The following is a 12029-nucleotide window of genomic DNA, read 5'->3' as shown; positions in this document are numbered from 1 at the left end:
ATGGCCGTACACGACCCGGTGCCGATGGCCGTACACGACCCGGTGCCGATGGCCGTACACCGGCCGGTGCCGGTGCCGGTACGTCCGCCGGTGCCGATGGCCGTGCACCGGCGGGTGCCGGAGTCCGAGTGCGGGTCCGGGGTCGAGCCGTGGGTGGGGACCGGGTCGTGGGCCGGGGTCGAGCAGGAGATGGGGCCCGAGCCGGAGCCCGCTCCCGGGACCGGTCTGACCCCCGCGCTGCGGCCCGTACCGCTGCAGCAGGCGCCGCTCGCGCGGCCACCGCGGCCCCGGCCACCCCGCTGGGTCCGGGATCACCCACTTGGTTAGAATCGGGCAGGGGCTGCGCATTCCCGCGTTCCGTCGTGCACGGACGCCTCGGGTGATGCGCATGGAACGTCGTGCGACATCGTGGTCAGCCCCATTCGCACAGTACGAAGCGATCTGACGGGGTGACGTACCCACCATGTCCGAAACCCACATCGACACGACCCAGGCGCGCCCGCGGGACGCCGCCGCGGCCCAGGCCGGTGGCGCTCAGGGCAAGCACCGGGGGCAGGCCGCGTCCGAGGAGACCCAGGCGCCGTCCCACGGCCGCCACCGTCGCCCGAACAAGAACGGCTCCTGAGGACCGTCAAGACCCCAGCGGGTTCGTCCCCGATCACGGGACGGGCCGTACTTCCCCGGAAGTCCGGCCCGTCCGGCGATCGCGGGATGCCCCCGGCCGGGGACCGGCCGACGGACCGGCCGAGGCACCGGCCAGACCCCCAGCGGCGTCTCAGCCCCGCTTGAGCCCCAGTACCTCCACCGCCGCGAAGCCCTCCCCGCCCCGCTCCGCGAAGTACGGCGTCAGCGCCGCGTCCAGCTCATCGAAGCCGAAGGCGTCCCCCTTCGCGTCCACCTTCACCGCCACCTTAGGCCGCTCCAGGATCGCCACCATGCCGCCGTGCACCACGAACACCTGGCCGTTCACCTTCGCCGCGCCCGGTGAGGCCAGATAGCCGACCAGCGGGGCCACGTGTTCGGGGGCGAGGGCGTCGAGGCGGCCGTCCTCCGGGAGACCGACACCGGCGAAGACGTCCTCGGTCATCCGGGTGCGGGCGCGCGGGCAGATGGCGTTGGCCGTCACCCCGTACTTGGCGAGGGCCGCCGCCGTGGAGGTGGTCAGCCCGACGATGCCGCCCTTGGCCGCCGCGTAGTTCGGCTGGCCCGGCGAACCCGCGAGGAACGCCTCGGACGAGGTGTTCACGATCCGGCCGTGCACCGGGCCGCCGCCCGCCGCCTTGGACCGCTCGCGCCAGTGCGCGGCGGCGAAGCGGATGGTGTTGAAGTGGCCCTTGAGATGGACCCGGATCACCGAGTCCCACTCGTCCTCGCCCATCGAGAAGACCATCCGGTCGCGCAGGATGCCCGCGTTGTTGACCAGGATGTCCAGCGCGCCATAGGTGTCGACCGCGAGCCGGACCAGTTCGCCCGCCCGCGCGAAGTCGGCCACGTCGCCCGCGTGGGCCGTGGCCCGGCCACCGGCCGCGCGGATCTCCTCGGCGACCCGCTCGGCGGGGCCCGCCGACGCCTCGCCGCTGCCGTCGCGTCCGCCCTGCCCGTAGTCGTTGACGACGACACTGGCGCCCAGGCTCGCGAGTTCCAGGGCCTCGGCGCGGCCGAGGCCGCGCCCGGCGCCGGTGACGATCGCGGTCTTCCCGGTCAGCGGGCCGGTCACATCTCGACGCATGTGCGCAGCGCCTCCCCGGTCCGCATCTGGTCGATCGCGTCGTTGATCTCGCCCAGCCGCACCCGGTGGGTGATCAGCCCCTCGAGGTCGATCCGGCCCGCCCGCCACAGGTCGATGGTGCGCCGGTAGGAGCGGAGCACATCGCCGCCGCCGTACAGCGAGGGCAGGATCCGCTTCTCGTCGAAGAACAGCTCGAACATGTTGAGCTGGAGGAAGTCGTCCAGCGCCCCGGCCCCGACCACGCACAGGGTGCCGCCGCGCCGGGTGATCTCGTACGCCCGGCGGGCGGTGGTGGAGCGGCCCACGACCTCGAAGACGTAGTCGAAGCCCTCACCCGCCGTGACGCTGTCCCTGGCGGTGTCGAGACCGTCGGGGGCCACCGCCTCGGTGGCGCCGAAGCGCAGCGCGGCCCCGCGCCTCGTCTCCACGGGGTCGACGGCGACGATCTGGGCGGCGCCCGACGCCCGCGCCCCCTGGATGACGCTGAGGCCCACTCCGCCGCAGCCGATGACCGCGACCGACGAACCGGCCTCCACCCGGGCGGTGTTGAAGACGGCCCCGAGCCCGGTGGTCACCCCGCAGCCGATGAGCGCCGCGATGTCGTACGGGACGTCGTCGGGGATCGGCACGGCGCAGGGCGCGGGGAGGACGATCTCCTCGGCGAAGGTGCCGGTCCCGGACATCCCGAACAGGTCCTCCGGGCTGCCGCCCGGGCGGCGGAAGTTGGGGATCCCGGCGTTCATGAACCCGGTCAGGCACAGCTCGGTCTGGCCTCGCTGGCAGGACGGACAGCCGCCGCACGCGGGCAGCCAGCACACCAGCACCCGGTCGCCGGCGCTCAGCCCGGTCACCCCGTCGCCCACGTCGAGGATCTCGCCCGCGCCCTCGTGGCCGGGGACGAACGGCGCGGGCTGCGGCAGCACCCCGGCCATCGCGGAGAGGTCGGAGTGGCACAGCCCGGTGGCCCTTACCCGCAGCCGGACCTTGCCGGGGCCGAAGCCCACCGCCTCGATGTCGTCAAGGACCTCGAGCTTGTCCTGTCCCGTCTCGTGCAGTACGGCTGCGCGCACAGCGGCTCCTCGTGATGTCGAGCGTGGGTGTTCCCAGGTGTGGCGTGATCGCGGAAGTGGTCTCAGGTGTGTTCGACGACGGTGTCGGTGAGGACCGGTGCGTCGTCCCGCTCGACGGCGGTCGCCGTCACCTGGATCCGCCCCTCGTCCCGCCACATCCGCACGCGCAGCGTCTCGCCCGGATAGGTCACCCCGGCGAAGCGGGTGGTGTACGAGCGCACCCGGGTCACCTCCCCGTCCAGCGCCGTGTCCACGACCGCCTTGAGCACCATCCCGTACGAGCACAGCCCGTGCAGGATGGGCCTCTCGAACCCCGCCAGCTTCGCGAACTCGGGGTCGGCGTGGAGCGGGTTCCAGTCCCCGGAGAGCCGGTAGAGCAGCGCCTGGTCCTCGCGGATGGCCCGCTCCACGGTGCGGTCCGGCTCACGGGCCGGGGGCTCCAGGCGGTCGGAGGGGCCGCGCTCACCGCCGAAGCCGCCCTCGCCCCGGACGAAGATCCGGGTGTCACAGGTCCACAGCGGGCCGTCCGCGTCGGCCACGTCGGAGCGCAGCACGATGACCGCCGCCTTGCCCTTGTCGTAGACGGCGGCGACCCGCGAGGTCTGGGTGGCGTCCCCGCTGAGCGGGATGGGCCGGTGCAGTTCGACGCTCTGGCCGCCGTGCAGGACGGCGGTGAGGTCGACGTCGATACCGGGTGCGGCCATGCCCCCGGCCACCGCCATCCCGCCGCCCGCGACGGTCGCGAAGCTGGGGAGCACATGGAGCTCGCTCTCCAGGGTGTAGCGGAGCTCCTGGGGGTCGGTGGCGGGGATTCCGGCGCCGATGCCCAGGTGGTAGAGCTGGATGTCCTTCTGTCCCCAGCTGAGGGCGGTGCTCCGGGGTTCGGCCGATACGGCCTTCGCGACATCGATGGGCATGGGGCGACACCACTCCTTGGTCCGCTCGCTGGGCCACGGTCCGAAGACCCCGGCCCGCCCGTCCGCACCGTCGGCCGTGCCGGGGTCGTCGCTGGTCGGCAGGGTCACGTCGTCCGCGTGGACATATAGAACGCGTTCTAGCCGATGGCACCCTGTATAGCCCAATCGCCCCGAAGGGGGAAGGGTGCGGACGGCGCGCACTGACGGCCCGTCAGATGGCGGCGTTCGGCGTGACGCAGGGGTGAGGAAGGCCCTGGGACAAATGTCATGGCCATCCCGCGACATCCGCATCTGCCCAGCTCATACGGGGATCCGTAAGGTCGGACCCATGCATGCCAGCGCCGCGCGCATCGAGCGCCTCAAGCCACGGACCTTCCTGCCCTGGCTCTTCATGCTCTCGGGGGACGTACAGGGGCTCTTCAAGGGGAGGACGCCGCTGCCGTGGCTCGGCGGTGCGGGGGTGGCGGCCTTCATGGCGCTCTACCTCACGACCGTGTTCACCGCCCTCGACGAGCGCCGCCGCCACACCAGGACCCCGCCCCTGGCGCTCGCCGGGCTGACGGCGGTCACCTACGCACTGGGCATCGGCTACGCCGGGGACTGGCTGCTGTGCTTCCCGCTGCTGTCGCTGGCCTCCGGGGTCGTACTGCGCGGGGGGAGGCGGAAGCTGGGGCTCTTCGTCCTCGTGCTGTCCGGCTCCGCGGGGATCATCGCCGGGCTCCGCGGCGGCCCCTCTGACTCGCTCACGGTCAGTTACGGCACCCTGCTGTCCGGCCTGGTGACGGCGGCCATCCTGTCGCTCTTCGAGACCGTGGCCCAGCTCCGCGCGACCCGCCAGGAGCTGGCCCGTACGGCGGTGGAGAAGGAGCGGCTGCGGTTCTCCCGCGATCTGCACGACCTGCTGGGCCACACCATGTCGGTCGTCGTGGTCAAGGCGGAGGCGGTGCGCCGGCTGGCCCCGAAGAACCTGGAGGCCGCGCTGGGGCAGGCCGCGGACATCGAGGCGGTGGGGCGGCAGGCGCTCACCGAGATCCGCGAGGCCGTCACCGGCTACCGCGAGGGCAGTCTCGCCACCGAGCTGGACCGGGCCCGCTCGGCGCTGGACGCCGCCGGTGTCGAGGCCGTCGTCCGGCGCGAGGGGCCGCCGCTGGCCCCGCAGACCGAGGCGCTGCTGGGGTGGGTGGTCCGCGAGGGCATCACCAATGTGGTGCGGCACAGCGGGGCGTCCCGGTGCGAGATCGAGGTGCGGAGCGGCGTGGACCGGGTACGGCTGGAGATCACGGACGACGGGTGCGGCGTAGGCTCCCGTGCGACCGGTACGCGCGCGACGGGCGCGGCTGGCGCGGCTGGCACGGCTGGCACGGCGGGCGCGGCGGTCGCGGCAGACACGACTGGCACGGCGGGCACGGACGGCGCGTACGTCGGCGGTACGGGGCTCAAGGGCCTGGCCGAGCGGCTGTCCACCGCGGGCGGCTCGCTGGAGCCCGGCCCCGGCGGGCGCCGGGGCTTCCGGCTCGTCGCCGAACTGCCGGTGGATACGGAGGACGTGGTGGAGGCCGAGCTCGAGGGGGCCCGGACGGCGTGAACGGCGCGAAGGGCGTGAACGGCGTGGCGGGGGCGAAGGGTGCGGAGGGCGTGAACGGCGCGGAGGGGGCGAAGGGCGTGATCAAGCTGCTGCTCGCCGAGGACCAGGGGATGATGCGGGGCGCACTCGCCCTGCTGCTCGGGCTCGAGGACGACTTCGAGATCGTCGCGCAGCTCGGGAACGGGGACGAGATCGTGCCCCGGGCCCTGGAGACCCGGCCCGATGTGGCGCTGCTCGACATCGAGCTTCCCGGCCGCAGCGGGCTGGACGCCGCCGCCGCGCTGCGCGAGGCGCTGCCGGAGTGCCAGGTGCTGATCCTCACCACCTTCGGCCGCCCCGGCTATCTGCGCCGGGCGATGGAGGCGGGCGCGGCCGGGTTCCTGGTCAAGGACGGCCCGGTGGAGGAGCTGGCGGTGGCGATCCGCCGGGTGCTTACCGGTGAGCGCGTGATCGACCCGGGCCTGGCCGCCGCCGCCCTCAGCGCGGGCCCCAACCCGCTGACCCAGCGCGAGCGCGATGTGCTCTCGGCGGCGGTGGACGGGGCGACGGTCGCCGACATCGCGTCAAAGGTGCACCTCTCCCCCGCCACCGTGCGCAACTACCTCTCCTCGGCCATCGGCAAGACCCAGACCCGCAACCGCATGGAGGCCGTCCGCGCCGCCCGCCAGAACGGCTGGCTGTGAACCGGCAACGAAGCAGCGAAGCAACGAAGCTATGCGGAGCCGCGATTGACCGCGACCGCGGGCGTCCGCGGCAGCAGCACGGCCATCAGCACCACCGCCGCCGCGAGGATCCCGGCGGCCACGACGAAGGCGCGCCCGTACCCGGCAGCGAGCGCATCCGGCCCGCCCCCGCCGTACGCCGTGATCCGCTCGGCCGCGACCGTGGCGAGGACGGTCAGGCCGAGCGCGCCGCCGAGCTGCCGTGAGGTGTTGATCAGCCCGGACACCAGCCCCGCCTCGGAGGGGGCGGCACCGGAGGTGGCGGAGGCGGCGAGCGGGGTCATCAGCAGCCCGCTCCCGAGCGACATGATGATCGCGGGGCCGAGGACCGTCCCCACATAGGTGCCGTCGGCGCCCATCCGGCTCTGCCACGCGTAGCCGATGACGGCCAGCGAACCGCCCGCCATCGCCAGCAGCTTGCCGTCGATCCGGGCCATCAGCCGGGGCGCGAGCTTGGAGCCGATCAGGATCGACAGGCTGTGCGGGACGAAGGCGAGACCGGCCTTGACCGGGCTGTAGTGGAGCACGTTCTGCAGATAGAGCGTCATCAAGTACCACATGGAGAACATGGCGCCGCCGCACACCACCATCACCGTGTTCGCCGCCGACACCGCCCGGACGCGGAACATCCGCAGCGGCACCAGCGGCTCCTCGGTACGCGCCTCCACGGCCACGAACACCGCGAGCAGCACGAGCCCGGCAAGCAGCGGGCCGAGCGAGGCGGTGGCGGTCCAGCCGTGCGGTTCGGTCTGCACGATGCCGTACGCGAGCGCCGCGACGCCCGCCGTGACCAGCACCGCGCCCGGTGTGTCGAGCCGCCGCGCGGTCCCGGACCGGGCCTCGGTCAGCCACACCGCCGCGGCCACCAGCACCACGGCGCCCACCGGCACATTGACCAGCAGCACCCAGCGCCAGGACAGGTACTCGGTGAGCAGACCGCCGACCAGCGCGCCCGCCGCGCCGCCGCCCGCGCCGACCGCGGTCCAGGTGCCGATGGCCCGGTTGCGGGCCGAGCCGGTCGGGAAGGTGGTGGTGAGGATGGTGAGGGTGGCCGGGGAGAGCACGGCCGCGCCGATGCCCTGGAGGGCGCGGGCGGCGATCAGCTGCCAGGGCTCCTGGGCGACGCCACCGACCAGGCTGGCCGCGCTGAACAGCCCGAGTCCGGCGAGGAAGACCCGCTTGCGCCCGAAGAGGTCGGCCGCCCGCCCGCCGAGCATCAGGAACCCGGCGAAGGTGAGCGCGTAGGCGTTCACCACCCACTGCAGCGCGGTCTCGCCGAGTCCCAGGTCCGTACGCATCGACGGCAGCGCGACGTTCACCACCGAGATGTCGAGCACCACCAGGAACTGTCCGGCGCAGGCGGCCACCAGGACCGCCCAGATGGGGGGAGAGACGCGCGGGGCACGGGCGGCGGCCGCGGTGTCCGAGGGCAGGGGCGTAGGGGTGGACATGATGGCGATGCTCGCACCCGGGGCCGGTCATCCGCATCGGCGTTTCCGCGCATTCGCATGGGGCGCAGGACCTAGGACCTCCCCGGTGGGCGTCCCGCGGGGGCCGCGGCCCCGGGCGCCGCAGGTCGGCGGGGGTGCGGCAGGATGGGCGGGTGACCCAGTCTGCTGCCGCCGCCGTGCCCGCGCCCCCCGACCGCACCGTGCTCGACGCCTTTGAGGCAGCGAAGGGCTTTATGCCGCTGGACGAGGGGCTGGCCCTGTACGCCGCGGCCGCGCGGGCGGCGGCGCCGGGGCTGCCGCTGGTGGAGGTCGGCACGTACTGCGGGCGCTCCACCATCCTGCTGGCCGCCGCCGCCCGCGCGGCCGGGACGGTCGCCGTGACCGTCGACCACCACCGGGGTTCCGAGGAACAGCAGCCGGGCTGGGAGTACCACGACCCGGAGGTGGTCGACCCGGAGGTGGGGCGGATGGACACCCTGCCCACCTTCCGCCGCACCCTCCACCGGGCGGGCCTGGAGGACCACGTCATCGCCGTGGTCGGGCGGTCCCCGCAGGTCGCGGCGGTGTGGGGGAAGCCGGTCGGGCTGGTGTTCATCGACGGTGGCCACACCGACGAGCACGCGAGCGCCGACTACGAGGGCTGGGCGCCGCATATCGCGCCGGACGGGCTGCTGGTGATCCACGACGTCTTCCCCGATCCGGCCGACGGCGGCCAGGCGCCGCACCGGATCTACCGCCGCGCGCTCGCCTCGGGCGCGTTCACCGAGATCTCGGCCACCCGCTCCCTCCGCGTCCTGCACCGCACCGCGGCCACCCCGCCCGCCTGATCGCGCGCATACGGCCGAGGACCCGGCCGGGGCGGGGCGATCGCCCCGGCGACCCCGGCGTGTCGGGCGGGCCGATAGCATCGCCCGCGTGTCCTACGGCAGCTTTCCTCCAGAGCCCGGTCGCCGCGGCGGCACCCTCGCCATCGTCCTGGTGGCGCTGATACCGACCTGCTTCGTCGGCTGGCTGCTGTGGAGTTCCCTGGGCGGTTCGGAGGACGACGGCGCGGGCGGGGCGGACGGGCCCACGGCCTCCTCGACGTCCTCACCGGCACCCCCGTCGTCCTCGTCGTCCGGCGCGTCCTCACCAGCCGGGGAGTCCGGAAAGCCCGGAGCGCCAGGAAAGGCCCTCAAGGGCAAGGTGGTCGTGATCGACCCCGGGCACAATCCACACAACCGCGACCATTCCTCGCGGATCGCCCGGCTCGTGGACATCGGCACCGAGAAGAAGGAGTGCGACACCACGGGCACGGCCACCAACTCCGGCTACCCCGAGGCGTCCTTCACCCTCGATGTGGCGCGCCGCGCCCGCACGCTGCTCGAAGCGCGCGGCGCCACCGTGCGGTTCACCCAGGACGGCGACCGGCCGTACGGGCCGTGCGTGGACGAGCGCGCGGAGATCGGCAACAAGGCCCACGCCGACGCCGTGGTCTCCGTGCACGCGGACGGCGCGCCCGCCGGGGAGCGCGGCTTCCATGTGATCCTTCCCAAGTCGGTACGCGGTGGCGGCGCGGACACCTCCGCCATCACCGCGCCCTCCCGCCAGCTCGGCGAGCGGCTGCGCGGCGAGTTCGCCAAGGCCACCGGCAGCGATCCCGCGCAGTACATCGGCGACGGCAGCGGGTTGGACGTCCGGGGTGACCTGGGCGGGCTCAACCTCTCCACCGTTCCCAAGGTGTTCATCGAGTGCGGCAATATGCGCGACTCCCAGGACGCCGCCGAGCTGACCGACACGGCGTGGCGGAAGCGCGCGGCCCGTGGAATCGCACAGGGCATTACGGACTTCTTGAACGAGTAGCGGCGCCACAACCGAACGGGAGGTCACGACCGGGATACCGATGGGACACCCCCGGTCTCCACTGAGAGATTCACCCGTACGATGGGGCCCACCCCCGACGCCTTCGCGCTACGCGCCTGGCGGCAGCGCTCGTACAGACGAAACGACAAAGGACCTCACGTTGAACATCCGCTCGCTCACTCGAGGCGACGGCGTGGTGATCGGAGCAGCGGTGTTGCTGTTCATCGCCTCCTTCCTCGACTTCTACACCCTCGACTGCGGCGGCAGCAGCTTCTGCAAGGACGCCGGTGAGAACGGATGGAAGTCCGACTTCTTCCCCGTACTGCCGTCGATCTTCCTTGCCGGGCTGATCGCCGCGGCGCTCATCGTCTCCGCACGCTTCCAGCCCGCGGGCCGTAACCTCTTCGGGCTCTCGCTCGAGCAGTGGGGCTCGGCGCTCGCGGTCTTCGCGGCCTGGAGCTCGCTGTGGACGATCATCGGCGGCCCGGAGGGGGTCGACAAGGGCATCGGCCAGATCCTCGCCCTGATCGCCACCCTGGCGATGGCGGCCGTCGCCCTGCTCACCCAGCGCGTCCCGGCCCTCAAGGCCCCGCTGCTGAACGCCTCCGGACCGGCCCCGTCCCCGTACGGCGCCCAGGGCCCGCAGCCGGGGTACGGCTACCCGGGTCCGGGCGGTGCCCAGCCGGGCGCCCCCGCTCCGTACGGCGCCCCGCAGCCGGGTCAGCCCGGCCAGCCGCAGCCCGGCCAGCCCTTCGGCGGCCAGCAGGCCCCGGCCCCCACCCCGCCGGCCGCGGGTGGCGGGGACTTCGCCCCGTTCTGGTTCGCGGTGCCGGTGGCCCGTCCGCTGTACGCGGAGGACGGTTCGTCGAACACCATCGCCGAACTGGCCCCCGGCACCTGGTACCTCGCGGTGGAGCAGCGCGGTCAGGCGCTGGTCGCCCAGACGCAGGACGGCCGCCGCGGTGTGCTGCAGGACACCACGGGGATCCAGCGCGGCTGACCCGCGTGTGCACGCATGACGCGCCCGGGTGCGCCGCATGACGCGCGCCCCACGGCCCCTCGCCCGTAACGCCCGGGCGAGGGGCCGTTGCCATGTACGGCCCCGGCCCGTACAGTCCGGCCGATGTGCGGGCTGGCGGCTGACGCCCCGTCAGCCACGGCTCTCCACCCTGTCCGGCGGAACGAGGGGGCTTCTTCCATGCGGCTCGGTCTGGCGCTCGGCTACTGGGGCCGCGGCCCCGACCCCCGCCATCTGGAACTCGCCCAGGAGGCGGAGCGGCTGGGCTATCACTCGGTGTGGACCGCCGAGTCCTGGGGCTCGGACGCGTTCACCCCGCTCACCTGGCTAGCCGCCCACACCACCCGGATCGCGCTCGGCACGGCGGTGGCGCAGATGGCCGCCCGTACCCCCACCGCCACCGCGATGCAGGCGCTCACCCTGGACCACCTCTCGGGCGGCCGGATGATGCTGGGGCTGGGGCTGTCCGGGCCGCAGGTGGTCGAGGGCTGGTACGGACGCCCGTTCCCCAAGAGCCCGCTGACGGCGACCCGGGAGTATGTCGACGTCATCCGGCAGGTGCTGGAGCGGGCGGCCCCGGTGCGGCTCGACGGGCGCTACCACCCGCTCCCCTACGCCGGTCCTGACGCCACCGGCCTGGGCAAGCCCCTCAAGCCCATCGTCCATCCGCTGCGCGCGGACCTCCCGGTGCTGCTCGGGGCGGAGGGGCCCAAGAACATCGCACAGACCGTGCGCATCGCCGACGGCTGGCTGCCGCTGTACTGGTCGCCGTCGCGCACGGAGCTCTACCGGGAGGCGCTGGCCGACGCCCGGGACGGCTTCATGGTGGCGCCGATGGCACAGGTGCGGGTGTGCGCCGATGTGGCGGAGGGGCTGAAGCCGGTCAAGGCGATGCTCGGCTTCTACATCGGCGGAATGGGCCACGCGGCCCGGAACTTCCACGCCGAGCTGATGGCCCGCTTCGGCTACGAGGCGGAGGCGCGCCGGGTGCAGGAGCTGTTCCTCGCGGGGCGGCGCGCGGAGGCGATCGAGGCGGTGCCGGACGCCTTCGCCGATGAGGTCTCGCTGGTCGGGCCGCGGGAGCGGATCGCGGAGCGGCTGGAGTCGTGGCGCGAGGGCCCGATCACGGATCTGCTGGCGCTGGCGCCGGACCTCGGGACGCTGCGGGTGCTGGCGGAGCTGGCGGGCTGATGCGCGCTGTGGTGTGCGGCCGGGTGGTGTGCGAGCGGGTTGGGTTTGGCTCCGCCGTGCGGGGCAACACGTGAGACATGTCACGAAGTTATCGCCACGGAAGCAATCAGGCGGCGACCGTCGTGGCGGTCGTCGCGGACATCATGGCCGTCATCCTCGGCCTCTGGATTCTCTTCGCCCTGCTCGACGCGAACCGCGCCAATGACCTCGTCACGGTGGTGCATGACGCGGCGAGCTGGCTTGCGAGCTGGTCGCATGACCTCTTCACGATGGACACGGACTGGCTCAGGACCGTCCTCAACTACGGCCTCCCGGCCGTGGTGTACCTCTTCATCGGCCACGCCATCGCCGGTCGCCTCCGCCGCGGCTAGCGGACGCCCGACGGTTCGTGACGCCTGCGGCGGATCTTTCCCCTACCCGCCCCTCCCCGGAACTGGGGCTCCGCCCCAGACCCCCGGGGTCGAGGGGCGGGGCCGCGTATCCATGCGCCCCGAAAGGGGCGCG

General features: G+C 73.4%; 12 protein-coding genes and 1 pseudogene. 9 read left to right on the top strand and 4 right to left on the bottom strand.

The genetic code is table 11. The features are described 5' to 3' along the window. Both VT50_RS40100 and VT50_RS39900 read left to right on the top strand, forming a co-directional pair. A pseudogene (locus VT50_RS40100) lies at nucleotides 1-327 on the top strand (hypothetical protein); the annotation flags it as partial. A 136-nt stretch (nucleotides 328-463) separates the two neighbouring features. Next, entirely contained in the window at nucleotides 464-625 is a 162-nt protein-coding gene (locus VT50_RS39900; protein WP_167396659.1) for a hypothetical protein, read from the top strand. Between the two features lie 150 nt (nucleotides 626-775). On the opposite strand, the gene VT50_RS37580 is transcribed toward VT50_RS39900, so the two are convergent. From VT50_RS37580 to VT50_RS37570, 3 genes are all read right to left on the bottom strand, one after another. Next, a complete protein-coding gene (locus tag VT50_RS37580; RefSeq protein ID WP_046090873.1) occupies nucleotides 776-1729 on the bottom strand; it encodes a 3-oxoacyl-ACP reductase in 954 nt (317 codons plus the stop codon). Beyond that, the gene (locus tag VT50_RS37575; RefSeq protein WP_046090872.1) at nucleotides 1714-2799 is read right to left on the bottom strand and encodes a Zn-dependent alcohol dehydrogenase; all 1086 of its coding nucleotides are present in this window, start codon (nucleotides 2797-2799) and stop codon (nucleotides 1714-1716) included. The genes VT50_RS37580 and VT50_RS37575 overlap by 16 nt, the downstream gene beginning before the upstream one ends. Before the next feature lie 62 nt (nucleotides 2800-2861). Further along, nucleotides 2862-3716: a MaoC/PaaZ C-terminal domain-containing protein gene (locus VT50_RS37570; RefSeq protein ID WP_046090876.1), complete on the bottom strand. Its 855-nt coding sequence runs from the start codon at nucleotides 3714-3716 to the stop codon at nucleotides 2862-2864. Between the two features lie 328 nt (nucleotides 3717-4044). Here VT50_RS37570 and VT50_RS37565 point away from each other — a divergent pair, with 328 nt between their 5' ends. Further along, the gene (locus VT50_RS37565) at nucleotides 4045-5301 is read left to right on the top strand and encodes a sensor histidine kinase (protein WP_046090871.1); all 1257 of its coding nucleotides are present in this window, start codon (nucleotides 4045-4047) and stop codon (nucleotides 5299-5301) included. Nucleotides 5302-5378: 77 nt separating this feature from the next. Further along, nucleotides 5379-5984, top strand: coding sequence for a response regulator transcription factor (locus VT50_RS37560; protein WP_046090875.1), 606 nt, complete (start codon nucleotides 5379-5381; stop codon nucleotides 5982-5984). Nucleotides 5985-6013: 29 nt separating this feature from the next. On the opposite strand, the gene VT50_RS37555 is transcribed toward VT50_RS37560, so the two are convergent. After that, nucleotides 6014-7474 carry an MFS transporter gene (locus VT50_RS37555; protein ID WP_079343984.1) on the bottom strand — a complete coding sequence of 487 codons (1461 nt, stop codon included), beginning with the start codon at nucleotides 7472-7474 and terminating at the stop codon, nucleotides 6014-6016. A gap of 233 nt (nucleotides 7475-7707) precedes the next feature. Between VT50_RS37555 and VT50_RS37550 the strand changes: the two genes are divergently transcribed. The 5 genes from VT50_RS37550 (at nucleotide 7708) to VT50_RS37530 (ending at nucleotide 11896) form a co-directional block, all read left to right on the top strand. After that, the gene (locus VT50_RS37550) at nucleotides 7708-8301 is read left to right on the top strand and encodes a class I SAM-dependent methyltransferase (RefSeq protein ID WP_240529493.1); all 594 of its coding nucleotides are present in this window, start codon (nucleotides 7708-7710) and stop codon (nucleotides 8299-8301) included. An 88-nt stretch (nucleotides 8302-8389) separates the two neighbouring features. Then, nucleotides 8390-9316, top strand: coding sequence for an N-acetylmuramoyl-L-alanine amidase (locus VT50_RS37545; RefSeq protein WP_046090890.1), 927 nt, complete (start codon nucleotides 8390-8392; stop codon nucleotides 9314-9316). Nucleotides 9317-9476: 160 nt separating this feature from the next. After that, on the top strand, nucleotides 9477-10316 hold the full coding sequence (locus VT50_RS37540; protein ID WP_046090891.1) for a DUF5336 domain-containing protein: 840 nt from the start codon (nucleotides 9477-9479) through the stop codon (nucleotides 10314-10316). 198 nt (nucleotides 10317-10514) lie between these two features. After that, a complete protein-coding gene (locus tag VT50_RS37535; protein ID WP_046090892.1) occupies nucleotides 10515-11525 on the top strand; it encodes an LLM class F420-dependent oxidoreductase in 1011 nt (336 codons plus the stop codon). A 77-nt stretch (nucleotides 11526-11602) separates the two neighbouring features. After that, complete coding sequence (locus tag VT50_RS37530; RefSeq protein WP_046090893.1) at nucleotides 11603-11896, top strand: hypothetical protein; 294 nt, start codon at nucleotides 11603-11605, stop codon at nucleotides 11894-11896. Nucleotides 11897-12029: the final 133 nt, after the last annotated feature.

The organism is Streptomyces antioxidans (assembly GCF_000968685.2).
GTDB classification, from domain to species: Bacteria; Actinomycetota; Actinomycetes; order Streptomycetales; family Streptomycetaceae; genus Streptomyces; species Streptomyces antioxidans.
This window is presented reverse-complemented; position numbering and strand designations above follow the sequence as displayed.